Source organism: Alteromonas sp. MmMcT2-5 (genome assembly GCF_022348315.1).
In the GTDB taxonomy this organism is placed as follows: domain Bacteria; phylum Pseudomonadota; class Gammaproteobacteria; order Enterobacterales; family Alteromonadaceae; genus Alteromonas; species Alteromonas macleodii.
In genome coordinates this window covers 65183-91102 of the sequence record NZ_JAKRFB010000016.1, presented here as the reverse complement: position 1 = coordinate 91102, position 25920 = coordinate 65183, and the positions used below count along the sequence as shown (strand labels likewise).

At 42.9% G+C, this 25920-nt stretch carries 18 protein-coding genes and 1 pseudogene; 7 read left to right on the top strand and 12 right to left on the bottom strand.

Going from position 1 to position 25920, the window contains the following annotated elements; all coding sequences use genetic code 11:
- The first annotated feature begins 9 nt into the window (after positions 1 to 9).
- Genes MHN09_RS09185 through MHN09_RS09175 form a run of 3 tightly spaced genes read left to right on the top strand, consistent with a single transcriptional unit; the run spans position 10 to position 11248 of the window.
- A complete protein-coding gene (locus tag MHN09_RS09185) occupies positions 10 to 4149 on the top strand; it encodes a protein kinase (protein ID WP_187447625.1) in 4140 nt (1379 codons plus the stop codon).
- Positions 4146 to 5792: a hypothetical protein gene (locus MHN09_RS09180; protein ID WP_187447624.1), complete on the top strand. Its 1647-nt coding sequence runs from the start codon at positions 4146 to 4148 to the stop codon at positions 5790 to 5792. The genes MHN09_RS09185 and MHN09_RS09180 overlap by 4 nt, the downstream gene beginning before the upstream one ends.
- Positions 5789 to 11248: an ATP-binding protein gene (locus tag MHN09_RS09175; protein WP_239240309.1), complete on the top strand. Its 5460-nt coding sequence runs from the start codon at positions 5789 to 5791 to the stop codon at positions 11246 to 11248. Before MHN09_RS09180 ends, MHN09_RS09175 begins: the two co-directional genes overlap by 4 nt.
- A gap of 124 nt (positions 11249 to 11372) precedes the next feature.
- Here MHN09_RS09175 and MHN09_RS21415 read toward each other — a convergent pair whose 3' ends face one another.
- The 5 genes and pseudogenes from MHN09_RS21415 to MHN09_RS09155 all read right to left on the bottom strand — a co-directional run bounded on the left by MHN09_RS21415 (position 11373) and on the right by MHN09_RS09155 (position 15287).
- Positions 11373 to 11498 carry a hypothetical protein gene (locus MHN09_RS21415; protein ID WP_262385828.1) on the bottom strand — a complete coding sequence of 42 codons (126 nt, stop codon included), beginning with the start codon at positions 11496 to 11498 and terminating at the stop codon, positions 11373 to 11375.
- Positions 11499 to 11894: 396 nt separating this feature from the next.
- A pseudogene (locus MHN09_RS09170) lies at positions 11895 to 12539 on the bottom strand (IS5 family transposase); the annotation flags it as partial.
- A 474-nt stretch (positions 12540 to 13013) separates the two neighbouring features.
- Positions 13014 to 14345: an ATP-binding protein gene (locus MHN09_RS09165; RefSeq protein ID WP_187446821.1), complete on the bottom strand. Its 1332-nt coding sequence runs from the start codon at positions 14343 to 14345 to the stop codon at positions 13014 to 13016.
- Positions 14342 to 15016 (bottom strand): response regulator transcription factor, encoded by a 675-nt coding sequence (locus MHN09_RS09160; protein ID WP_014948936.1) that lies wholly within the window; start codon positions 15014 to 15016, stop codon positions 14342 to 14344. The genes MHN09_RS09165 and MHN09_RS09160 overlap by 4 nt, the downstream gene beginning before the upstream one ends.
- A 1-nt stretch (position 15017) precedes the next feature.
- Positions 15018 to 15287, bottom strand: coding sequence for a PepSY domain-containing protein (locus MHN09_RS09155; protein ID WP_014948937.1), 270 nt, complete (start codon positions 15285 to 15287; stop codon positions 15018 to 15020).
- Positions 15288 to 15918: 631 nt separating this feature from the next.
- Between MHN09_RS09155 and MHN09_RS09150 the strand changes: the two genes are divergently transcribed.
- On the top strand, positions 15919 to 16383 hold the full coding sequence (locus tag MHN09_RS09150; protein WP_239240307.1) for a pyridoxamine 5'-phosphate oxidase family protein: 465 nt from the start codon (positions 15919 to 15921) through the stop codon (positions 16381 to 16383).
- Positions 16384 to 16717: 334 nt separating this feature from the next.
- Here MHN09_RS09150 and MHN09_RS09145 read toward each other — a convergent pair whose 3' ends face one another.
- Genes MHN09_RS09145 through MHN09_RS09115 form a run of 7 tightly spaced genes read right to left on the bottom strand, consistent with a single transcriptional unit; the run spans position 16718 to position 23824 of the window.
- Positions 16718 to 17017: a YciI family protein gene (locus MHN09_RS09145; RefSeq protein WP_061094662.1), complete on the bottom strand. Its 300-nt coding sequence runs from the start codon at positions 17015 to 17017 to the stop codon at positions 16718 to 16720.
- 4 nt (positions 17018 to 17021) lie between these two features.
- The gene (trpA, locus tag MHN09_RS09140) at positions 17022 to 17831 is read right to left on the bottom strand and encodes a tryptophan synthase subunit alpha (protein ID WP_049586837.1); all 810 of its coding nucleotides are present in this window, start codon (positions 17829 to 17831) and stop codon (positions 17022 to 17024) included.
- Positions 17831 to 19012 carry a tryptophan synthase subunit beta gene (gene trpB, locus MHN09_RS09135; protein WP_014976090.1) on the bottom strand — a complete coding sequence of 394 codons (1182 nt, stop codon included), beginning with the start codon at positions 19010 to 19012 and terminating at the stop codon, positions 17831 to 17833. Before trpB ends, trpA begins: the two co-directional genes overlap by 1 nt.
- Before the next feature lie 20 nt (positions 19013 to 19032).
- Positions 19033 to 20442, bottom strand: a complete 1410-nt coding sequence (gene trpCF, locus MHN09_RS09130) for a bifunctional indole-3-glycerol-phosphate synthase TrpC/phosphoribosylanthranilate isomerase TrpF (RefSeq protein WP_239218341.1) — start codon at positions 20440 to 20442, stop codon at positions 19033 to 19035.
- On the bottom strand, positions 20435 to 21466 hold the full coding sequence (gene trpD, locus MHN09_RS09125; protein WP_239240305.1) for an anthranilate phosphoribosyltransferase: 1032 nt from the start codon (positions 21464 to 21466) through the stop codon (positions 20435 to 20437). The genes trpCF and trpD overlap by 8 nt, the downstream gene beginning before the upstream one ends.
- Complete coding sequence (locus tag MHN09_RS09120) at positions 21459 to 22091, bottom strand: aminodeoxychorismate/anthranilate synthase component II (RefSeq protein ID WP_061094664.1); 633 nt, start codon at positions 22089 to 22091, stop codon at positions 21459 to 21461. Before MHN09_RS09120 ends, trpD begins: the two co-directional genes overlap by 8 nt.
- The gene (locus MHN09_RS09115; protein WP_061094665.1) at positions 22088 to 23824 is read right to left on the bottom strand and encodes an anthranilate synthase component 1; all 1737 of its coding nucleotides are present in this window, start codon (positions 23822 to 23824) and stop codon (positions 22088 to 22090) included. The genes MHN09_RS09120 and MHN09_RS09115 overlap by 4 nt, the downstream gene beginning before the upstream one ends.
- Positions 23825 to 24102: 278 nt before the next feature.
- Here MHN09_RS09115 and MHN09_RS09110 point away from each other — a divergent pair, with 278 nt between their 5' ends.
- Genes MHN09_RS09110 through MHN09_RS09100 form a run of 3 tightly spaced genes read left to right on the top strand, consistent with a single transcriptional unit; the run spans position 24103 to position 25807 of the window.
- Positions 24103 to 24960, top strand: coding sequence for a PHP domain-containing protein (locus tag MHN09_RS09110; protein WP_239240303.1), 858 nt, complete (start codon positions 24103 to 24105; stop codon positions 24958 to 24960).
- 49 nt (positions 24961 to 25009) lie between these two features.
- A complete protein-coding gene (locus MHN09_RS09105) occupies positions 25010 to 25171 on the top strand; it encodes a hypothetical protein (RefSeq protein ID WP_239240301.1) in 162 nt (53 codons plus the stop codon).
- 15 nt (positions 25172 to 25186) lie between these two features.
- Complete coding sequence (locus MHN09_RS09100; RefSeq protein WP_014948946.1) at positions 25187 to 25807, top strand: L-threonylcarbamoyladenylate synthase; 621 nt, start codon at positions 25187 to 25189, stop codon at positions 25805 to 25807.
- The last annotated feature ends 113 nt before the right edge of the window (positions 25808 to 25920 follow it).

Here is a 25920-nt window from a genome sequence, read left to right as displayed (position 1 = left end):
GGAGCATTTATGGCACAGGTATTTGCAATTGGTGAGGCGGTCAATGATGAAGAACGTAAAGCCATAGCATGGTTAAAGGATAAGTTACCAGACGATTATTTTGTTATTCATAGTTTTGAAGTAGAACAATTTGATCAGCTTTTTGAAGTGGATATCTGTGTAGTAGCTCCTCATGCTATTTATTTAGTGGATGCTAAGGGTATTCATGGACAGGTTGAGGTGGCCGGAAATAGTTGGCACACGACTCACACAAGCTATCGCTCGCCTTTACCTAAGTTGCGTGGTAATGCGAAATCGCTTTCGGGCCTTATTTGTAATCAAAATAGAGCCAATAAAGATCTAAAGAATATTTATGTTGATACAGCAGTTGTTTTAACAATTGATGACTGTATGTTTCTTGATCCTGAAGATAGAGAGCGTGGTCATGTAGTTTCTTTAAAAAACAGCACTCGTTTCTTCACCGATAGCCTCAGAATCCCAGAACGATTTGAACGCAACGTTACTAAGTATATTCAAATTATCGCTGAGGCCCTTGGCAAATCAGCCAAGAAGCGCAGTCATGGCGAGCGTTATGGTAATTGGGAAGTTGCTGAGACTTTAACGGTTAACGAATACTTCACTGAGTATCGTGCTTTTAATGTAACAGCCGGTCGTAAAGGTGGAACTGTTTTAGCAAAAGCATATAAGGCCGAACCGTATTTACCAGAAGATGATCGCGCCAAGCAAAAACGTCTGTTAGAAAATGCATATCGTGCCGTTTCAAAAATGCCACCTCATTCTGCCATTGCTGGTGTAAAGGACTTCTTTTCAACAGAAGCGCAAGACAAATACATACTACTTACGGACGATATTCCGGGCGATAGCCTCAGCTCAAAGTTAAAGGATAGCTCTTTTTTACTAACGTTTGATCAGAAAAAGCGTGTGGTGAAAGAGATGCTGGCTGCTTTGAATCATATGTGCAGACATGATGTGGTTCACAGAAATATCACGCCAGATAACATATTGATTGGTTTGGATGGTCAACCTAGACTGGTTGATTTTGATTATGCACGTATAGGTGCAGAAAGTACGACCACAATTGCAGATGAAGTCCAAGAACGAATTTCTAACCGTTATAAAGCTCCAGAACTATGGGCAGACAATAATGCCGCTAGTTGTGCCTCAGATATCTATAGCCTTGGGTTAGTTATATTTGAGCTATTTAGTGGTGATGCCGCTTTCGAGACTGTTACGCAAGCGATTGAAAAGTCATGTGTGCTGACTAATAAACTTAGTTCTACCAATAAGCAGTTACCGAGTGAATTTGATAATTGGCTTCAAGCTTTATGCCACAAAGAGGCTTCTGAACGTTTAACTGCTGAACTGGCCTTAGAAAAATTTAATGAATTGTGGCGACCTAAACAAGAAGCCCAAATGTCTGGTGAGGAAGTTGTTGAGCCTGTACAAAATAAACCGAAAAAAGTGGATCCAGCACAAACACCAGCAAACTACAAAAGGCTTAAAAACGGTTATCAATTATCCAATAAGTATGTTGTACAACAGCCACTAGGTAAGCCTGGCGGTTTTGGAGTTGTTTATAAAGTTACTGATACTTTTGGTGATGTATCGCGCGCCATTAAGCTTATTCTTCAAGATCGAGAATCTGTATTAGAACGCTTAAAGCAAGAATATAGGACATTATTGAAGCTACCTGAGCACCCGTATGTTGTAAAAGTTTATGATGCTGATGTTTTACCCAATGATGGACCTCCATATATTGTCTTTGAATATTTAGAAGGCTTAGACGTTGGCGAGCTAATACAGCAAAGGTCACTCACCACACATGAAGTGTGGACGATGGCTAAGCAAGTAGCGGAAGGGCTCAAGCACTTGCATGACCACAATATCTATCACTGTGATATTAAGCCGCAAAACTTGATATGGAAAGACGGTAAAGTTCGTATCATTGACTTTAATGTTTCTGTTGATGCAGAGGATTTAAGTCTAGGTGGTGGCTCTAGAAAATATCTTCCGCCAGATTTAAACATTACTGAGACTCCACAATCATTCGACTTAGTTGATAGAGATCTATATGCCCTAGGCATCACCTTGTATCGAGCTATGACGGGTGAATACCCTTGGGCAAATACTCAATGTCCACCACTCGACGAATTGGCGCGTCATCCAAGTGAATTCACGCAAAGTTTTAACTTAACGGACGACGTGTCGTCGGTTCTTCTAAAGCTTATTTCTCCTAAACGTGTTGATCGCTTTGAATCGGCAGACCAATTATTAGAAGCGTTAAATAAAGTACAGCAACTTAAAAAAGCTCAATTCCAGTCGGACGAGAGTACATCTCAATTTCATTTGCCACCGCTGGCTGATGGTTCAAATCCAAGCAAGTCAGCATTTCATGATTATATGCTGACTTTGTACAGTCAAAGCCGACATTCAAACAGTGGTACTCGTGGATTAGATGATTACGCGAAACTGATATATGTTGAAACATCATTAGATACTGAGTTAGCTCCAGCGGTTTTAGCTGGTCAATTACGTCTAGTCCTGATCACAGGTAACGCTGGAGATGGTAAAACGGCATTTCTTCAACAGCTAGAATCTTTAGTTGAAAAACAAGGTACAACTTTAACTTTAAACCCGTTAGGCAATGGTTGCTCGTTTGAATTAGATGGTCACAAATATATTACTAATTACGATGGTAGCCAAGATGAGGGTGATAAAGAAAATGAAGTCGTTCTCGACGAATTCTTCAATGCTTATCATGGTGATGATATTAGTAAATGGCCTCATAACGAAACTCGCTTGATTGCAATTAACGAAGGTCGACTGATAGATTTCTTGACGCAAAATGCCGATGAGTTTTCCGCACTAAAAATGCTAGTTGAAGAAAGTTTGAAAGATGGTTCCGTTAAAAATGAGGTCGCTGTTGTAAACCTAAATATGCGCGATGTTTTGGCTTCTACTGAAACTCAGAAAAACTCGATATTTGAACGCCTTTTAAAGAAAATGACTTCGGCGAAAGTATGGCAAGGTTGTGATTATTGTGCACTAAAAGACAAGTGCTATGTGAAACACAATGTAGATACATTCCGAGATGAGCAAACCGGTCCTAAAGTAATTGAACGGTTGGGATATCTATACAAGCTAACTAGTCTAAGAAACCAGTTGCACATCACTATGCGAGATTTACGCTCTGCATTAAGTTACATGCTAGTTGGAGAATACTCTTGTTCTGAAATTCAAGAGATTTATGCGAACGGTGAAGCTGACAAAATTTTAAGTGGGTATTACTTTAATTCTTGGTGTGGTTCAAAAAATACTCAGGACAGATTATTAAAATTACTTAGTGAAACTGACATTGCGCAAGGTTCTGATGTGCGACTAGATCGCGGTTTAGATTTTCTAGGACTAGAAGCCGTTGATTGGCTTCAGTTTGAACAACGAAGTGGACATGAAACTCAATTGCTTGAAAATGCACATCAAGCGTTACCTAGTGGTACGGCTTTAAGTCAGAGCAAAGAAAGATACCTGTCTCATCGACATGTCGTCGGTATGCTAAGGCGAAAAGCTTACTTTGAACGCAGAGGTGAAAACTGGAAAGGACTATTACCTTATCGCTCCGCAAAGTTACTTGTCAGCTATCTAGAAGGAGAATACTCCTTAGCTGAGGCTAAATCGTTAGCAATCAACGCTATTAACCGAGGTGAAGGATTACACAATCCGGCTTACTTTAACGGACAACTTGCTATGCAGGTGCGAAAAGTAAATCAAGGGACAATTAAGAGCTACCGATTATTCCCAGCTGATGTTTTTTCAATAGAAGTTAAAGACTCGGCCATGAAGTCTTCTTACATTGAACACAGTCCACAATCACTCCTACTTAAATATCAGGATGAAACAGGTTTAACCGCCGAGCTAGATTTAGATTTGGATCTATTTGAAATGCTTCAACGTCTAAATCAGGGTTATATTCCATCTGCTCAGGCCGAACAAAGTTTCTATTTAAGTTTAACAGTATTTAAAAACGTGCTCGCTTCAGCCCCTTATCAAGAGGTACTTTTGACTACGAATGGCCAAAAATACGAAAAAATTACACGTGACAGCGGTGGTGTTTTACAGCTAGAGCATTTAATAGCGGAGGCGCAGTCATGAAATTAGGAAAAAAAGATAAAGCTTTCCGCACTAATAAAGTAAGCTATTTAGATTATAAAATAGTTGAAATGGATCGCGTTTTAACTCACTTGTTCGCCAGGCTAAAACACAATGGTGCTTCTAGCAAGTTAAGTGCTAAAGGTATGACGGTTGATCTGTTCAAAGATGAGTTCTTAGATTCACGTAATGAAAAACATTTTAAGGGCTTTTCCCAAGCGCCAATTACCATCGAAAAATGGATAGAAACACATCTAGTCGATCTTATAAACCGAGGTAAAGCAAATGAGGCCGTAGCTGCGCCAAGACCCCTTCACGGTAACACTTACCTATTTAGAAATCCTAAAAACTGCCGAGATTACGGGGCTTCAAAACAAGTATACGAATTACTTTACCATGCTAAAAGTGGTCAAGCAGCAATCTCTAGGTTAAAGCAATTCTTTTTTGCCGGTGTTGATTCGTCTACCGGTCAATATGATTGTCATTCTCAAGTTGATGTTGAAACACAAGCATTATTACGACTTTCCGATCAGGTTAAATCTGATGCGCCGGATCATTCTGATTTACAAGATAGGTTTGCACCACTTAATCAACAGGCGGCTGATACTTTGGCTGAAGATATTATTAAGTTGATGACTTATCGTCAGTATATTCCGCGCTCAGTGATGGTTGAATACATTAAGAACCTGTTAGCCTTTCACTTAGCCTTATACCAGTTAAAGCTATTTAAGCTGTTACCAGCTCTAGCTAAGAGTAAGGGTAGAAACCTAGAAGAAGGTGAGAAACAACAAACGGCAATATTTGTTGATATGACAAATGGCACTAACAGTTTAACTCATCAAATGGCAGAGCAAAGCGCCACTTTACATTACAAGCGCATACCAGCGTTTATTAAAGCATATTTTGGTGTTAAGAAATTAGACGAGTTTGCTGAGTACTTGTCGAAAAAAGGTAAGCTTCCTGGTTCGAAATCGGTGAAGCAAATGCCGGTTACTGAACTGTTTAAATTACTTGAAACTCCTCTTGAGCAAGATCGAGAGCAATTCTTTGGGCAACGAAATGCTGGAATATTAGATACATCAGCATCGTCAGCTAGTGAATCTGAAGAGATACCACCAGAGTTACATGCGATAACACAACTAGGTTTGCCGGAGTTTGAAACGTACATAGAAATTTTACTTTTCGTACAAGGAAATGCTATTCGCTCAGGGATGGTTAAAAACTTAGATAGTTTTATGCTGAAAAATAAACCTGGTGCTTTGTTGGAGCAAAATAGTGGTAACCATGGCGGTAGGCGTTTTTGTTTAGATGGAAGGCTGCTTGAAGTTATGTTGCAACTAGCAGTGTTATCAAAAGGGGGGGATTTGGGGTTCCACACAAAAGAGCTGCGCGTTGACGAGCTACTGAGTTTTCTAAAGACTCGCTATGGCATTTTTATCGAATCCCTTCCAAAGACAGATGTGTTTTGCGATCAGTCGATTGATGTAAATAGTGCATTGAGAGACAACTTGGCAGGCTTTAAGCGACGCCTAAGGGAGATTGGCTTTTATAGTGATCTTTCAGATGCATATGTTACACAAACGATCACCCCTAGATATCAAATTGACGAAAAACAAAATAAAAAAGTACAAGGAAGTAACGCATGATTAAGGGAATTAAAACGGTTGTAAGTGCAGATATCGAAAAAAGCTTAATCACTGTACTTTTACCAAAATTAAAGTTGCTCCTTGAAACTCGAGGTGCAGGTCATTGCATGAAGGTTTCAGATTTAGATACCAGCTTGATGTATAAGCTTTGTGAGGAATTAGCTAAGTCAGTAGATAATAGTCAGGTAGTTGTTTTAGCTAATAATGCAGAGAAAAACTATTCTGTTACGAGCACAAAGCTAGTTGAGCTGAGAAACCCTGATGAGCAAGGTAATTTAAGGTCTCCATTACTTGTTTTTGTGCCAAATGAATTAAAAACTTCTTCTGAGGATTCGTTCGGCGAGGCGACGTTTGAGCATGTCGATATTACGGACGTATATTCATTAGCTTTTCAGTCGATTAAAGAACAGTGTCCTGCTTCCTTGTCACAATTGGTTGAAGAGATCGTTTTTATACTTAACGAAAAAGCATCGCTGAAAATAAATCCATATCAATGGCTTAGGTATATCTTAACAATTCAAGTAAACGACTTTGATCCTAGTGTTTTAGGAGCTGCTTTATATGAACTAGGACTGATACCTGATTTGGAATTGCACCAAGACCACTCTATGCTGGTGCGAAAATTAGTAAAGAACCATGAATCTATTCAATTAATCAATAAATCGGAAAAATCCGCGATTGCTACGGTTTATGACCTGCAGCTTGAGGGAGAAGACTTTAATAGAAAATTGGCGCTGTTTTTTAACGATCAGGAAAGCCTAATCAATAAAGCTTGGTGTAAACAGCTTGTTGTTGATAGTAATAATTGGCCTCTTACCTTTGATAAATGGCGATTTCAATACGAAGAAGAGGTAACTGACTCAGTATGTTTAACCGTAACTGAAATTGGATTGCCTGTAATTCCTGAAGATGAAAAAGATCCTAATTTACAGCAGTTAGTAGGTCAGCAAGTACTTACCGTTGGTCAGGGAGGAATCAAAAACTTTTCTGTGTCATTTTCGGTAGAGCCAAACCCTAAAGAAGTAAATGGCCTTGCGAAATACAAAGCTCAAGTATTTAGCCAACATGGCGATTTTGTTGGTTTAATTAAAGTTGGCAAGGCAACTGCTAAGTCAACAGTAACGATTAAATTTAATAAGTTAACAGGCATCGAGTGGGAAGAAGGCTGGCATTACGTAAGAGTTCAGGCATTTGACGAAAATGAAGAGTTATTATCTTTGGTTGATGGCGATCAAAACCCTATTCCTTGGGGAACTTCTAGTGCCGATGACGCAGGTTCACGAATCAATGAAAGTGAGTTGTTTTATGTGTTGCCTGCTGTTGAGGCAGAGGTAGAGCCACTTCCTGGTAGAAAAGTCAGGGAAGCGTCGTTAGCTCATGCAAAAATTAAAGCAGAATTTACTCAGGTTACAGAGACTAATAAGTTCGTTAACGCTGAAGTAATTGAGTCAAATTGGCAGGAAACAAAGAGTAAATCCGAATCCTTACTAAACATTAAGTTTAAAAAACGCGGAAGCATACAGGTCCCAGTAGCCACTTACTTGAAAGACTTTGAACAAAAGATACTTGCTAACCCTATGTCTGCAATTACCTGGCGGGTTGAGATTCGAAATGAACAAGCACAAGAACCTGGACCTGACATAGTTGATTGGCCTGTTAGTGATGTAGAGCAGCAATTTGAAAACTTTAAAAAAGCGCGTGAAAATTACTTTGCTTTAATTTCTCAGGGTGAAAAAGAGCTAATTTCTGTTGCTCATAATCATGTATCTACTTCAAATGAAGCATACAAATATTCTAAAGCTTATTTAGAATATTTAGCGGCAGTATTTCAAGTTACTGAAAATGGGAAAGACTATACAGCTGAGCTATCTGCTTTGCTTCGCTTAGATTCTATTTCTATCGTTATGTGGAATTACGACGGTAGTTACAAGCAAGCTATGGTGCTTGGGCCGACCCACCCTTTGAGGTGCTTGTGGTTAGGAGGTTGGTCGTCACTAGCTGAAACTTGGGCTAGACAAAGTGAGAAAGTAAGTAAAGAAATTGCAATTGGCAGTAAAAATAGTCTCCTAGAAGAACTTTCTTTGACTAATTTTCCTTATGTACTGCCTGACGCCCAAGGACAGCTGATGGTTGCGCTCGATAGTATTCATCCGTTTTGGAGTGTATTGGCATCAGCCCAAGAACGAGAGCCGCAGTCGCTCATCGACAAAATAAAAACTGCGCTTGGAATTAAAAATGATTATCAACAGGTTGGTAAGCAAAGTAGCACTTACTTAGCAAATAAGGTAGAGCGCTATTTAGTTCAGCACCCTTACGTTTCTTGTTTATCAATTAATGTGTTCAATGCTGGCTCCGCAAGTGCGGTTGCGGGAATGCTGTTGACACTTAGAAAGAAGCAAGAATTAAAACACATTTATTTTGATATAAGGTTATTTGTTGAAGACCCATACGCTTTAGAGGTAGGAGCTGAGCTGTTTAAACTGATTAACAGTAATGATGATTCCAATGGAGATAATGAGCTATTTCAATCTTCTGACAATCATTTAGTACCAAGGTTAAGTGTTTCATTAAGATCTATTTCTGAGTTTGAAGAAGCGCCAGAAGAGTTTAGTTCTCACTTGAGTATGTTATTTGATGTTTTCCCTGCTGAAGAGTTGTCGGTCATTAGGCCTCAAGCAGATGAACAAGTTGCTCCTGTGTACGGTTTGTATCAAGACTATTGCGTTGATTATTTTGATGAAAATGGTGTTGTAGCTTGGGACCGTCACACTCGCCATGGTGCTGCTAAAATGCTATTCGGTGGACAAGTCTCCTCAACTTTAGCAAAGCTTCCAAAAATGATGTCTGCGATTACAGCTTCTCTTGCAACAGGTAGCTTTTCATTGGAGCAAGTTCCAGTTGTTAGGTTGTCACTGGACTCAAAAGAAAGGGCATTGCTCAATCAGTTACATGAAGTAAGTGATTGGGTGTTTACAGTAGATCGAAACTTAGGAATAGAGTTCTTTGATCATGGTGGTAAAGATGGTCGACCTGATTACCTTATTGATCATAGCCCTGAAATGGCTTCTTCTAATACTCACAATTTTGTAATTACTTCGCGCTCGACGACAGAAATTGAGGCTTTGTTAAAAGGAACGTTAGAGCAACACCAAATAGTACCTGATGTAAATAAAGCAACCAGAGTGCTAGATTCCTTGAGAGCTTTGTCGGGAAGGCTGGCACTAAAACTTGCCTCGAATAGCGCTTCAAAATCAGAAGCTTTGGGCTTGGCTTTATCTAAGTTATATCTGGAATACCAGGGCGTCTTTAAAGAACAGGTTGTAGTACCTTTAGATGCCCATATAGAACTTTACTCTGAGCTGCAAAAGGCTGATGGAGAGTTAGGTTCGGAGATTAGCTTTAAGCGTACAGACCTAGCATTGTTTGATTTAGATGCATCTACACGCACAATCAGGTGTAACCTTATTGAAGTAAAATGCTATTCAGAAGTCGGTGATTTATCGAAGTATGAAACACTGAAAAAAAGTATTGCGGAGCAAATATCTGAGTCAGAAAAAGTTTTACAACGCCATTTTGACTTAGCGAGAACTTCTCCTGACAGACCAGATAGATTAGTTAAAACACAGAAACTTTGCGTTTTATTAGAACACTACCTCAAGAGATCTGAGCGATTCGGTTTGCTTAGTGCTGATGTGATTGAAGAAGCTAAGTTTTTGCTGAGAACCCTAGAGCAAGGATACAAGCTAGCAATAACTCGTAGTGCTGTTATTTTTGATTTTGGTCAGGATAACAACGGTGTTGAAAATGAAGTTGGGATTGAGTTTCACCGAGTAGGTAGAAATCACATTGATGAATTGCTTTCAGCTACGGGGCTAGTTGAGGACGAAGAGTTGTCAGAAGTAACGCTGGACACCATAGAGCTGTCGTTACCAAAGTTAACTTCTGCGGAATTTTTGCATAAAGAACGTGATAGAACTGTTTCGTGGAAAGAGTTGGTTTCTCAAGCGTCGATAGAGTTAGAGCCCTTAGTAGATGTCGAAGCTGAAATCGAAATAACTCGAACTAACATCATTGAGAATGAAGAGTTAAATACGGAAGCAGCTGACATAAAATCTACAAAAGAGCGTGAAGTAGTAAGTAGTTTTAATTCAAACAGTAATAATTCTGCAGAGCCAGAGCCAGAGCCAGAGCCAGAGCCAGAGCCAGAGCCAGAGCCAGAGCCAGAGCCAGAGCCAGAGCCACCAGTTGGAGAGGTGGATATTGTACCTCACGATATTGTATTGGGTGTCAATGGTGATTCAGGGCAGTTTGGCCTTCTTGGAGAAGTCCACGGGCGTAAAGTCGCCCTGGATTTAAATCATACCCACACTTTGAGTTTATTTGGAGTTCAAGGCGGTGGTAAAAGTTATACCTTAGGCTCTGTAGTTGAGATGGCAACCAAATCAATTCCAGCGATTAATACTCTGCATAAAGAGCTGGCAAGCGTAATTTTCCATTATAGCCAGACTCAGGACTACAAGCCCGAGTTTACATCTATGATTGCCGCAAATGACGACGCATTTCAATTAGAAAGGCTCAAAGAGGTTTATGGAGCAGAGCCGACGTCATTAGATGATGTTGTGCTGCTTACTCCTGAAGATAAACTTGATGAACGCCGTAAAGAATATCCTGGTATTGAGGTATTTCCATTGAAGTTTTGCTCTTCGGAGCTTCAGGCAGGCCATTGGAAATTCTTAATGGGGGCTGTTGGAAATCAAGCTGCTTATATTCGTCAATTAGGAAATATAATGCGAAAAAATCGGCGAAATTTGACTATTGAAGCGATCAGAAATGGCATTCAAAACTCCAGCTTATCCGATGCGTTAAAAGACTTAGCTGATATGAGACTCGATTTTGCTGAGCAGTATATTGATGACAAATTAAGTGTAGCATCATTGATCCGACCAGGCAGAATGATAGTTGTTGATATTAGGGATGAATTTATAGAAAAAGATGAAGCTCTAGGATTATTTGTAGTTCTTTTACAAATCTTCTCAGAAGCAAAATATCAAGATCAAACGTTCAATAAGTTAATTGTTTTTGATGAGTGTCATAAATACATTGATAGTCCTGATTTAGTGAAGGGCTTGGTTGAAACCGTGCGTGAAATGAGACATAAAGGTACTAGCGTGATGATAGCTAGCCAAGATCCTCCTTCAGTACCTGTAGAGCTCATTCAGCTGTCTTCACAGATTATTTTGCATAAATTTAATGCTCCAGATTGGCTGAAGCATATTCAAAAGGCTTGTATTGGATTAAAAACATTAACACCTGAAAAGCTAGGGTCGCTTAAGCCAGGCGAGGCTTACATTTGGTCAAGTAAAGCCAATGATAATGCTTTTGTTAGTGACGCAATGAAAATTCAATGTCGGCCAAGAGTAACAAAGCATGGCGGAGATACTTTGACAGCTATTTAGGTAAGTTCGTCGAATCGTCAATTCAGTGTGTTGAAGATAATTAGGTGAACTTGAACAGCGATTCCAGAATCACTGTTCACACACTGAAATGGAATATGTATTGAAGGCGGAAAATAAATCATCGTTATAAATTTCGTGTAGAAAAATAGTTTTCTACATCGAAACCGAACTCACTATTTATAGCGGCGGGAATATCTCTCTCACTTAGCTCTGTTGAAGAGAAAGTCTGTGGCATTTGACGGGAAATCATTACCATGCTCCCCATTCACCACATTTAGGACACTTTATATTGAACGGCTCGATGGCTCTTGCTGAATGATACGTCCAATAAGTGCCATTCTTGATAAGGCGTGTGTTAGTTTGATTGCAATGATTGAAGCTCATAAAGTGATTACAGTCGTTACATTGCATCCAAACAGATCTATGGGTTCGCGAGATAGGCTTTCCGAATCGAGTGTTATTTGATTTTGATTTAACTTGCAGGTCAGAAGAACCACACCGAATACAAAAAGGGACAGCGGAAGTTCTATCATCACGCCGCTCGCTGTTCAAAGTATTTGCGTCTTCTAGGGCCTGTTGATCTTTGCTGTACATATTTCACTCAGCAATACCTAGGGCCTGTTGATCTTTGCTGTACATATTTCACTCAGCAATACATAGGTAGCCACATCATTGAAAATGCCAGTGACACCATACTGGCATAATTCCTCGCCAATTTTTCATACCTAGTTGATATTGAACGATAATGTTTAATTCGTGCGAATGCATTTTCAACTAAGTGCCTATATTTATAAAGGCACCAATCGACACTGTTTTTGTCTATATCTTGGCCATAATTGCGTTTCGGTATGACTGAAGTGCCTCCCTTGGCTTCAATATATTCCCGCAAAGAATCACTATCGTACCCTTTGTCGCTGACGAAAATATTTATTTCTTGCAAATGGTCAACCAAACTTTGAGCACGAGTAATGTCGTTTCTTTGGCCTTCCGATAGCTCGAAATATATAGGAAGTCCGCCACTATCCACAGCCAAATGGATTTTCGTAGAATTACCACCTCGGCTCTTACCTATGCATTCATTATCTGATGTCGCAGCACCTGTACTATGCTGATGGGCTTTAACAATTGAACCGTCCGCAAAAACCCAGTCATAATCAGCAAGTTTTGCTAACTCATTGAATAACATATTTAATAGACCTTTCTTTGACCACAAATTGAAGCGTCGATAAATGGCACTCCAGCCACCAAACTCTGTGGGTAAATCTCGCCAAGGGATACCAGTTCTCAGGCGGTTGGCATGGTATTGAGTTGTTAATTTATTTTTGACGAAACGAATTATAACGCTTTACCATGCCGGTCAAAAACTAATCACGAAAGATCAACAGCCCTTAGGCACCGTTGGAATGTTGCTCTCAGTTCCGTTAACCATGGTGGTAAAAATAGCATTAGAGTCTCGCGAGGAGAGCAAGTGGCTTGCGGTGCTGTTATCGAGTGAAGGTGAGAAGTCTGCGTCGTAACTTAGTGGAAGTAGAAAGTGGACAGACACTCAATCGATTTAAAAAAAACTCTCATTGGTCTCTAGCTAAACAGTCAATTGAGAATGTGTCAGTCCCCCCAAACTTTTGTGCAAGATTAAGTGTGTGTCCGCTTTCCATACGCCCCAACTTTTGTAGGAACTCAAGTGTCTGTCCACTTTCATACTAGAGCAATTGAAAGCTCGAGGATTTAACGGTCATGCACAAACTTCGTTGTACTTTTTAAAGCACTATTCGTGATTGGGAAATTGAATAACGATACGAGCACCGCCAAGCGAACTGTCCTCGATGAGCATTCTACCTTCGTAGATTGAAACTAAATCGGCCGCCAACGCCATGCCTATTCCGTGGCCTTCTGTATAGGTATCAAGTCGAGTTCCTCGCTCTAACAAAAGCACCTTTTTGTCGTCAGGAATACCAGGGCCGTCGTCTTCTACTTTAATTGTTAGCCAACCAGCACGCTTCGACGCTGATACGATAATTCTATTGGTCGCTGCTTTGCATGCATTGTCTAGAAGGTTGCCACATAGTTCCATGAAGTCGGTCTCGTCTCCTTTAAACTGAGTATCCTCATCCAGTTCAAACTCTATAGTAAGGGCTTTATCTTGGTAGACCTTATCCATTGCATCGGCAAGCTTGTGCAAAATGGGTAATATATAGATAGCTTGTTGCCAGCCAGATTTTCCAGCACTCGCTCTTTTCAGCTGGCGTTTAATGATTCGGTCAATTTGCTGTAATGCTTCGTTTACCTCAGTAGGTAAATCGCTAGTGCCCGATGCTACTGCCAAAGGCGTTTTTAAGCTATGTGCTAAGTCTCCTAAACTGTTTTTATATCTCGCCCTTTGGGCGGCCTCAGTTTGAAGCAAACCATTAATGGATTGTTTTAAGGAATCGAATTCAACGGGATAGCGTGATTCTAACTGGCGTTTATGTCCACTTGAGGCTTGTGAAATTTCGTCAATTAACTTTCTAACAGGAAGAAGTACTAGGCTAATCCCGATAATAATAAAAATTAGGAGCGCTATACAGAGCGTGAAAATCCACTGCCACGTCGTGTCTAAGAACGTATTCCGCTCTGCTTCAAAAAGTGCTTTATTGTTAAATATATAAAACCGAACAGGCTCGAAGTCTCTACTTGAAGCAAATTCCGCAGTAAAGGCGTATACAAAAAACTCGGAATCTTCTTCAAACTTAGGTGTATGAGAATCCAAAAATAACTCGTTACCGACTGCAACGTCTATCTCAGGTGGTGCAAAGGTATATTCAAGAGCTGAGGCTGACTGCCAAATTACTTCGTCTCGAAACACAATCACGCCAAGATAACCTGATCCCGGAAGGTTTAACTGCTCTTCGTATAAAATTTCAGGCATATAGGGCAGGTCGCCATCTAACTCGAAAGCCGATAACAGACCTAAGTTCATCAACCTAAGCTCACTCATCTTGGCTTGCGTAAGGCTATCAGTATATGCCTCGTCTAAAATGACAACAGTAAACGGCGCAAATAACGCTAGAAGAACAATCGCTAGAAAGATACTCCGAAGACGTAGCGACAATTGCCTCATAAACTTCTATTTATCCTATAGCCTCTACCTCGAAGGGTTTCGATTGGCTTTAACTCACCGGTCGGGTCCAGCTTTTTCCGCAGTCTTCCAACGAAAACCTCTATGACATTACTATCTAAATCGAAATCTTGGTCATAAATGTGCTCGGTTAGCTCTGTTTTTGAGATGACCTTTTGCGGGTTAAGCATAAGGTACTCCATGACTTTGTATTCGTAAGCTGTTAGATCCAGAGCTTGACCGTTTAACGATAGTTCTTCACTAACGGTATCCAGTGAGATAGGGCCGAACTGAATGGTTGGGTTCGCTTGTCCTGAAGCTCGTCGAATTAGTGCTTTTGTTCGAGCAAGTAACTCTTCGTTATGAAAGGGTTTGGTGAGGTAGTCATCGGCTCCGGCATCAAGGCCTTCCACTTTCTCTTGCCACCTATCTCTAGCAGTTAAAATGAGTATAGGGCAGGAAATATCAGCTTGACGGGCTTTTCGTATAACCTCAAATCCGTCTAGCTTTGGCATGCCGATGTCGACGATAGCCAGGTCATAGCTATATTCTTTAATGAGAAAAAGCGCGTGCTCACCATTATCTGCGAGGTCTACGCTATAGCCATTTTGCTGAAGGAGCGCATCAAGCTGGGTTAATAATCTGCTATCGTCTTCGGCTACGAGGATACGCATGTTAGTCCTTATCTTTATTTGTTTTTACCTTGCCTGAGCGTTTGTCTACATCTACTGATACTACTCGCCCTGACTTTTTAAGTACTTTTACCCGGTAGTTTTTTGAGGTCTGTTCAACTTTTAAGACGCGTCCATTTACAGCAACGCGAGCACGCTCAGCAGCTTCGCTTTTTGATATATCGCCGCCAGAGTCTTGAAACGCCAAAGCTGGCGCTGTGTTAGACAAAGCTAACACTAAACAAACTACTGCAACACGAAGCGATAATTTCATACAACCTCACAATTATTATCCCACTCAGGCCAAACTACAGATAAGTATAACTTGGTTAACTGAACCCATTCTGAACTAGGTTTAGTCTACCTTGCGGAGCAAAAGCTGTATATAAGCCTTAAGTAAATGGCATTTACGAAAGAGCAAATATTGTGGACAGACACTTAGTTGCTATGAGGCCACAAGTCAAAATGAGAGTGTCTGTCCACAAGTCTATTTCTAAGCTTCAAAGTGGCGCATATATTTAAGTGCTCTCGTTAGTAAGTCATATTGAGTAATCTTTACTCTTATTTTGAAAAAGTGTCTGTCCACTTTGTTGATTGTTATTAAGGGGGACCAATGTTTATTGTGCAAACGAGTGACTGTCCACGGTTTTTGTAAATTAGTTCACAACGCTCGTATGGATGTATGAGTGTGTGTCCAAAGCTTTACCTAACTAGTGTGTAGTGAAGAGCTTACGTTTCTCAATAACTCTTTTGGCAGCTGAGCGGGATGATATTGACTTTTTTGGCATGCCACGTGCGAGGCATAAGCTTCAGATGAATCAATAAAATGAAAATAAGGCGTTTAGTTCAACTGCTCCATTCAATAGTAACGTCGGACAGACACTTATTTTCAACAAGGAGGAGCTATGTCTAGCGATATTAAGAAAACAATGTGGAAAGCAATGTCAGATAGTCCAAAAGTCATGGTAAGTCTGGTAGGCGAGGATATGCATGCCGAGCCTATGTACGCCCGGCTTGATAAAGACGCTGATAGTGAGTTTTGGTTTTACACTAGTCGAGGCAACCGCATCGCGAAAGGTGGAAAAGCTATGGTTCACTTTGCATCTAAAGGTCACGATGTATTCGCTTGCATTCGAGGTAACCTCACTGTTGAATCACGTAAAGAGGTGATTGATAAATACTGGTCTAATCCCGTAGAAGCATGGTTTGAGAAAGGTAAAGATGATCCTTCTTTATTAATGCTTCGCTTCGAACTTATAGATGCAGAAGTGTGGGATGCAGACCCTTCACTCAAAGGCATGTTTAAAATGCTTACTGGTAAAACGGTAAAGCCAGAAGAGATGGGTGAACACGAAAAGGTCGATCTTTAAACGCAGTATAATGGGCCAATTTTATGACGAAGCTTTGAGGCGCTGGGACACTTACTCAGAGGAGCGAGTGTCTGTCCACAAGGGATTGGTTATTACGGTTGTTGGCTGATTATTAAGTAACTGCCCATTATCAACCAAAGGAAGCTTGGCAAACAATTACGAGTGCGTGTCCTCATTAGTCTAGCAATTGAGTGTCTGTCCACACTAGTTTAATGAATAAGTGTTAGCTTTGTTACTGTTGAAGCAACAAAAAAGCCCCTTAAAACCGGAGCTATTCGGTCTCAAGGGGCTTTCGTTATTTATCGCAGTTTGCTACTTAGCGTTTAGCTAAAAACTAAGGCAAAACCCTTTTGTAAGGTTTAACAACAACACTTTCGTAAACACCTGCTTCGATGTACGGGTCAGCATCGGCCCATGCTTGAGCAGCTTCTAGTGAATCAAACTCTGCGACTACTAGCGAACCAGTAAATCCGGCCGGACCTGGGTCTGGGCTATCAACAGCAGGGAAAGGGCCTGCCATGACTAAACGGCCCGCATCTTTTAATGCATTCAAACGTTCAAGGTGAGCAGGGCGCGCCGCTAGGCGTTTTTCTAAACTGTCCGCCACATCGGTTGCACAAATCATATATAGCATACGCTTATCCTTTTGCCGTAGCTGCTTTCATGCTTTCAACAAAGCTGCCGAGCTCGCTTAGCATTTTGTGACTGTCCGATAAATTGGCAGCGATAATATTCACTGTCGCCGAGCCTGAAATTGCGCCAGCGGCACCTGCGTCAATAGCAGATTTAACCTGTTCCGGTGTAGAAATACCAAAACCTAACAATGCTGGTGCTGCTTTGTGCTTATTCAAGCGCTCAATAAGCTCTGAAGCAGGCACGTTTGCGGCAGTTTCTGCGCCAGTAACGCCCGCACGACCCAGTAAATACGTGTACCCTTTCGAGTATTCCCCGATTTTTTCCATGGTTTCGTCAGTAGCATTAGGTGGTGCAATCAGAATTTGTGAAATGCCAGTGGCTTCGGCTGCTTTTTGAAAAGGTGCCGCTTCGCGAATAGGAACGTCAGCGACCAAGATTGAGTCAACGCCTGCCTCTTGCGCTTTATTGTAAAAATTTTCGATGCCTTGGGCCATTACTAAGTTGCTGTACAGTAGCAAGCCGATAGGCACATTAGGATATTTTGCGCGAACACGTGAAATAACACCCAAGCAATCTGCTACCGTCACCTTATTATTTAACGCGCGAATGGCTGAAGCTTGTATTGTGGGGCCATCAGCAATGGGGTCAGAGTAAGGTATACCTAACTCAAGTGCGTCAGCACCGCTTTCTACTAGCTGGCAAATAATGGCTTCAGATTGCGCTAAATCGGGGTCACCTACCATTACAAAAGGTACGAAAGCGCCTTGGTTCTTTTCATCAAGGCCGGCAAACATCTGTGCATATCTATCCATTATAAATCGTCCCCTAAAATGTTGATAACGTGCGCTAAATCTTTGTCGCCACGACCTGATAAGTTAACTACGATGATGGTTTCTTCTTCCGCTTCATCTGCCATATTAAGCGCGTGCGCTAAGGCATGCGACGATTCAAGGGCAGGAATAATACCTTCTTTTCTTGCAAGCAATTGGAATGCGTTCAGCGCTTCTTCGTCGGTGGCGGCCACGTATTCCGCTCGGCCAATGTCGTGAAGATAAGCATGCTGAGGGCCAACAGCAGGGTAGTCGAGACCAGCAGATACTGAGTAGCTCTCTTCAATCTGGCCTTCTTTGTCTTGCATAATGAAGGTGTATGCGCCGTGAAGAATACCTTTTGTACCCGTCACGATAGTTGCGCCGTGCTCTTTGGTGTGCACACCTTTACCCGCAGGCTCAACGCCAACTAGGCGTACAGATGGCTCATCAATAAAGTCTGCAAACATACCGATAGCATTTGAGCCTCCGCCCACACATGCCACTACTGCGTCAGGTAAGCGACCTTCTTTTTCCATAATTTGTGCGCGAGTCTCTTCGCCAATCATGCGGTGATATTCACGAACAATAGTCGGGAACGGGTGAGGGCCCGCGGCTGTGCCTAACAAATAGTGCGCTTTATCATAGTTTGCTGACCAGTCGCGCATGGCTTCGTTTACGGCATCTTTGAGCGTACCTGAGCCTGCGTTTACAGGAATAACCTCTGCGCCCATCAGCTTCATACGGAACACGTTTGGCGCTTGGCGTTCAACGTCTTTCGCACCCATATAAATACGCGCTTTAAGCCCCAACAACGCACATGCTAACGCGGTTGCAACACCGTGCTGACCCGCGCCAGTTTCGGCGATAACTTCTTTTTTACCCATGCGCTTAGTAAGTAGCGCTTGGCCCAACACCTGGTTAGTTTTGTGTGCGCCACCGTGAAGCAAGTCTTCACGCTTTAGGTATAATTTTACCTTCGGGTTACTTACTAGATTGCGAGTTAACGTCATTGATGTGGGGCGACCGGCATAATCTTTTAACAGAGATAAAAACTCTTCGTTAAATGTTGGGTCGTCCTTGGCATCCAAGAATGCTTTTTCCAGTTGGTCTAGTGCTGGAATAAGTAGCTCGGGCACGTACATGCCACCAAATTCACCAAATTTTGTATCTAACTGGTTCATTACGTTGTCCTGTATTTAAATTAGTAACGGCGGCAAATAGCAAAAAGCGCGTCGAGTTTTTCTTCGCTTTTCACGCCTGGGGCGTTTTCTACGCCTGAATTCACATCAATAGCACCACAGCCGGTTGCAATAGCTTCTGCAACATTCTGGGCGTTAATGCCGCCAGCAAGCACTAACTTATGCTTCGCTTCGATATCGTTTAATAGCTGCCAATTGAACGCTTCGCCTGTACCGCCTTTGGCATCACCCACTTGGCAATCCAGAAGAACGCGGCTTACAAGGCTATTTTTTAAGTGTCTGTCCACTGCGTCTGGTAGTGCGCCAGAAGAGGTTGCTTTAACACCTTCGACTTTCCAAATTTCACAACCTTCCGGAAGCTTGGCAGCAAGCGCTGAAATGTAGGTGTCATCTTCGCTGCCGTGAAGCTGCACGGCAAAAAGGTTGAGCGAAGCAGCGAGTGATGCCACTTCATCAATGTCGTGATTAACGAACACACCAACAAAAGCACCGTCTATGCTCTGCGTTATAGTCAAAGCCTGTGCTTCGCTCACATAGCGTGGCGATTTTCCAGCGAAGATAAGCCCGCCAAAGCTAGCGCCTTTATCAAACGCCATTTGCGCTTGTACGGGGGTGGTAAGTCCGCACACTTTAACTGCACCATTCACTAACGTTTTCACAGCGCGCGGTAGGTCAGACTCTGCCATTAACGCACTGCCCACCAAAAAGCCTTGGGATACAGGCGCTAAACGAAGCACATCTTGGTGTGTGTATATGCCCGACTCTGAAATAACCACGTAGTCGTGCGTAGCTTTTTCTAGCATGGGCACAAGGCGTTCGGTTGTGGCTAAATCGGTAGAAAGGTCGCGTAAGTTGCGATTATTGATACCAATAATTTTGGCTTCAAGGGCAATAGCGCGCTCCATTTCTTCTTCATTACTTACTTCGGTAAGAATGTCTAATGACAGAGCATTGGCAACGCTTGCCAACTCGCGATATTCGTCATCATTTAGCACACTAAGCATTAATAGCACTGCGTCGGCATTATAGTGACGGGCTAGATACACTTGATAGGTATCAACGAAGAAATCTTTGTTAAGCACAGGCTGAGCAACACGCTCAGTAACATAAGCTAAGTACTCAAATTTACCTTGGAAGTACTTCTCGTCTGTCAGCACAGAAATACCGTCAGCATAAGGCGTGTAAGCCGCTAAGATCTCGTCTAAATCGAAATGCTCTCGAATTAGGCCTTTTGAAGGCGATGCTTTTTTGCATTCGAAGATAAAGCCTGCGTTTGGCTCACTAAGTGCGGCAAATAAACTCTTTTCGGAAGGAACTAGATTCGCCTTGAAGCTTTCCAGCGGCAGTGCATCTTTGCGTGCGGCCACTTCTTCTCGTTTGTCTGCAACAATTTTCTCAAGCACATTAGCCATTCGTGCTTACCTCCTGAGTAATTTTGGCAACCTTCGTTAATAACTGCATGGGTAACCCTTCGGCCATAGCGTTCATCGCCATTTCAGCCCCTTCTTTGAAGGTTGAGGCTTTGCCGGTTACTTTCAACAGTGCCCCGCAGTTCATGGCGATAGCGGCACGGTGCGCCTCTTTACCTTCGCCGTTTAACGCTGCTTCAACAAATTGTCTGTTTTCTTCAGGTTCACCGCCCTCAATCGCAGAAAGAGGATAATGAGGTAAACCGAAGTCTTCGGCGGTAACGGTAAGCTTGCGAATATCGCCATGCTCAAGGTCGTAAATCATTGATTCGCCGTGAAGTGCCAGTTCATCCAAGCCATCGCCATGCACTATCATTGCGCGGTGTTGGCCAAGCAGCATAAGGGTTTTTGCGTAAGGTTCAAGCAGTTCAGGCGAGTATACGCCGAAAACGCCGTGAGTTGGACCCGCCGGGTTTGCCAGCGGCCCCAGTATATTAAATAAGGTTCTGGTCTTCATCGCAGCGCGCACGGGGGCTGCGTGGCGCATACCGGCGTGATAAACCGGTGCAAAAAGAAATGTGAAATTTGCTTCATCTAAGCACTTGCGGGATGTTTCTGGGCTAATTTCTAAATTAAGACCAAACTGGCGAAACAAATCAGCAGAGCCAGACTTACTCGATATACTGCGATTACCGTGTTTCGCCACCTTCACGCCACAAGATGCGGCAACTACACCGGCTGCACTGGAAATATTAATGGTGTTGTGGCCATCTCCGCCTGTACCAACGATATCTGCAAACTCATAAGACGGTGTGGGAAAGGGCAGTGCATTGGCAACCATGGCACTCGCGGCACCCGCAATTTCGCTGGGAGATTCTTTTTTCATCTTCAGCGCAGTCAGCACTGAAGCAATCATCACCTCGCTTTGCTCACCGTGCATGATGCTGTTAAACAAGCTGTATGCCTCGGTTTGCGACAGTGATTCTCGCAACATAATTTGTTCTAGTAGAGGGCCTGCGTTAAGCATGGTTCGCTCCCTGTAACGTTAAATAGTCAATACTTTGCTTTAACAGCAAACTGCCGTGGGCTGTTAAAATAGATTCTGGGTGAAATTGGTAACCCAACATGCGATCTTCGCTATTGTAAACTGCCATTACGGCCTCACTGCCGTCATCGTTTATTGTAGATGCGCAAACAGTAAGGTTTTCAGGCAATGAATGTGCCACTAAAGAGTGGTAGCGTGCGACATGTAAGGGCTGCTGTAAGCCTTTGAACATAGCATCTTCAGAATGAGTAATGGCAGAAGATTTGCCGTGCATAACTTGGCTGGCGCGACCTACGGTGCCGCCGTAATGCTCAACAATAGCTTGATGGCCTAAACAAATACCAATTACGGGGAACACGCCGTGTACTTTTTTAAGTAGCTCAGGCATACAGCCAGCTCCACTTGGTGCGCCTGGGCCTGGCGACAACATAAGAAGCACAGGGCCTTTCGTTGCTTGTTCCTGCATTCTTTCAAACAAGGCATTTGCTGAAACCGTGTTGCGATAGACTTTAATGTCTAGATTTAAGGTGCGCAGTTCGTCCACAAGGTTGTAGGTAAAAGAGTCTACATTGTCGAGCAAAAATAGGGTGGTCACTTGCTGATTCATGCGTTGCCTCCTTCATTTAATGCAACGTTGATACTTTCAGCTTCTTCTTGTAGCGCTGCTTTTACTGCACCAATTACCGCTTGTGCCTTAGCGCGGGTTTCATCAGCTTCAGCTTGTGGAACCGAGTCATATACTACACCTGCACCCGCTTGAATATAAGCCGTGCCGTTTTTCACAAACGCTGAACGAATGACAATACAAGTGTCCATATCGCCTTGACCATTCAAATAGCCAACCGCGCCGCCATAACTGCCGCGGCGTTTTTTCTCTACTTCGCGAATTAACGTCGCTGCGCTTACTTTTGGTGCGCCAACCAGGGTGCCCATGTTCATGCAGGCTTGATAAGCGTGCAGTGGATCTAAGTCGTCACGTAGCTGGCCAACCACGCGCGACACCAAGTGCATCACGTGAGAGTAACGGTCAACTTTTAGTAAGTCTTTCACATAGCGCGTACCTGGGCGACTCACTTTTGCAACATCGTTTCGGGCAAGGTCAACCAGCATAATGTGCTCAGACTTTTCTTTGGTGTCTTCGCGAAGGTTAAGCTCAATACGGCTGTCTAAATCTCTGTCGATACTGCCATCAGGGCGTTTGCCGCGTGGACGGGTACCGGCGATAGGGTAGATTTCTACTTGATTGCTTTCTCTTTCGTATTTAAGCGCTGATTCAGGAGAGGCACCAAATATGCTGAAAGCGGCATCTTGCATGTAAAACATGTAAGGGCTTGGGTTTGATTCTTTAAGTTTAGCGTAAGCAAGTAGCGGCGACGGGCAGGGGAGAGAGAATGTGCGCGAGGGCACAACCTGAAAAATGTCGCCTGCTAAAATGTGCTGTTTTAAGTCCAGCACATGGTTGCAGAACTGTTCATCGCTTAAATCAACGCTAACTTCAACGCTTGGGTCAAAAGAAGAAAGTGACTGTCCGTTTTCGGTTTCGTTTGGGCTTTCTGAGTCGGAAGCGAGTGACTGTCCGCTTTGTGCTTCACTATCTACATCAGAAATCTTCACACCATTTGTGCTCACTAGCACAGGCTCAGCGGGCATATCGTGTAGCTGCTGATGAATTGCTTCTAAGCGCTGAGCAATGGCAAAGTATTGCTGGGCAACGTCTTGTCCGCTAAAAACACTGCCAATTAAATGTGTCTCGCGGGTTTGGTGGTCAACGGTAATTAAAGTTTCTGCTAAGTAAAATACAAAGTCTGGACAGTCATTTTCACCTTCTGCAACGTTAGGTAATTTTTCAAAGCCTGCTAGCATGTCGTAGGCAAATACACCGCCTAAGAAAACCGCGTGGGGATGTTGGCGGATTGGCGTAATCTTATTGATAACAATGCGAAGCGCGTCCATTACGCTTGCGGCCTTTAAGCGGCTGTCTTCGTCAAGTTCACCGTCGGCTTCATCACACACCAACGTAATTGAAGTGTCTGTCCTTTCTTTGATGTGTAGGCCGTCAGGGGCGTGGTCTACAAATAAAGGTAACACTGAAGCGCCGTTGCCTGTCAGAGCTTTCACTTCAACGCGGTTGCCCCGGCATTCCATGCGCAGTGCTGCATCAACCATTAGCAAGCTTTGTAAATCGTCTTTAGAATCAATTTCTGCCGACTCTAAAAGCAATGCGTTATTTTTATTGCCACAAAGGTGGGCAAACGCGGCAAGTGGATCATCGACATAGTGTCCCACCTGCTCAATTGTTTCTACCTTACCTGGAGAAATCCCCAGTTCCGCTAAACTCATTTTTGCTACTCTCCAACTGCAAAAAGACAAAAAAAAGGCCCGTATAAACGGGCCTTTATGTGTATTCATTCACGCACTACAGTGCACACCGCCCGTTAAGTCAGGGAGTGCCACCACCAAGCTGCAACTGTCATTGCTGTTGAAATATTGTATGAATGCATGAATTACTCGTTGTTTTTCCAAACTTCAATAGGATTTGAAGCGGTTAGTACGTATACTTTGTGTGTATAGAAGAAAACAAATTGCCGTTTGTGTCAACCTAAAATTTGCATAAGACATTGAAAATAGATCTACACAGTCATACAAAATTCTCTGATGGCCACCTAACGCCAGAAGAATTAATCCTTCGCGCGCACACCATGCAGGTGGATGCGCTTGCCGTTACCGACCACGATACCGTTGCCGGTTTAGAAGAAGCACACGCCACTCAATCGAAGCAAAAACGTGCATTAACTATTATTGATGGTGTTGAAATTTCCACCACTTGGCACAGTTTCGATATCCATATAGTTGGATTAAATGTGGACAGACACTGCCCAACGTTTCTTGAGCGGCTTCAAGGCCAGTCTCAAACCCGTGAAGCCCGGGCTGAAAAAATTGCCGATAAGCTCGAAAAGTGTGGGTTTGAAGGTGTTTTAGCGCGAGCAAAAGCGCTAGCTGGCGTTGGACAAGTAACGCGGGCTCACTTTGCGCGAGTATTGGTAAATAACTACGGTGTGCCCAGTATGGACGCCGCGTTTAAAAAGTATTTAGGAAAAGGCAAACGCGCGGCGGTTAAAGCAGAGTGGCCAAGTATTGAAACGGCTATCGAGTGGATCCACGATGCAGGTGGACAAGCTGTACTGGCTCATCCTGCTCATTATGATATGACAGCGAAGTGGCTCCGGCGCTTGGTGGCCTTGTTCGAACAAGCCGGTGGCGACGCCATTGAAACCGCATTTCCAGGTATCAATAAAACCAAACAAGAGCTTATTAATGAGCTTGCACAAACCCATAAGTTACTAGCATCAGCGGGCTCTGATTTTCACTTTCCGTCTCGTTGGACTGAGCTGGGTAAGAACCTCGGCATTAGCAGTAAGCTCACACCCGTATGGCATAATTGGAAACAATTTGAAGGGCAGATGGCCGAGAGCTAAGGAAATCTAATTTGCAACGCTCTCGGTATAAATGGGCAAGGTAAGGCAAATGGTTCACGTACGGTTGATGAGCACTATCGCTAATTTAAATGCCGAGAGTTGGTTAGTAGAAAGCCCAAGAGCGAGTTTAACCAACGAGCTCAACCAGCAAGCTCAACAAGTGGACAGTCACTTAACCTATTGGCAAAGTAGTATCATTCTGCGCGTTTAAGAAAAGGAAGTAATTATGAGTCAATTTTTCTATGTGCACCCCGACAACCCGCAAAAGCGCCTAATTAGTCAGGCTTGTGAGTTAATTCGAGAGGGAGCAGTGGTGGTGTATCCGACAGACTCAGGCTACGCCATAGGTTGCCAAATGGAAGACAAAAAGGCGCTTGAGCAGTTGTGTCGTATTCGTCAAATCGATAAAGATCACAACTTTACCTTAATGTGTCGAGACATGTCTGAGCTATCAATTTACGCAAAGGTAGACAACACGGCGTTCAGACAAATTAAAAACAACACGCCAGGGCGTTACACCTTCGTGTTGAAAGCGACCCGCGAAGTACCAAAGCGTTTGCAAAACCCTAAACGTAAAACCATTGGAATTCGCGTGCCCGATAACGCCATTGCACTTGCATTATTGGAAGAGCTGGGCGAGCCATTGATGTCAACGTCTTTGATTTTGCCAGGCAACACCATGGCTGAATCAGACCCGGATGTCATTCGCGACAACTTGGAAAAGCAAGTAGGGCTTATTATTCACGGTGGTTACATTGGTGAGCAGCCCACTACCGTGGTTGATTTGTCGGAAGACACGCCAGTAATTGTGCGACATGGCACGGGCGATCCGTCTCCCTTTGAGTAACTTTCGTTTTCCTGTTTTTTGAACAGATTGTTGTAAATAGCCTATTTTAAATAGCTTCTTTTGCTTGTTGTGGGTGAAAGTTATAGTAGGAAAACGTTAGCTATGTTGCGAGG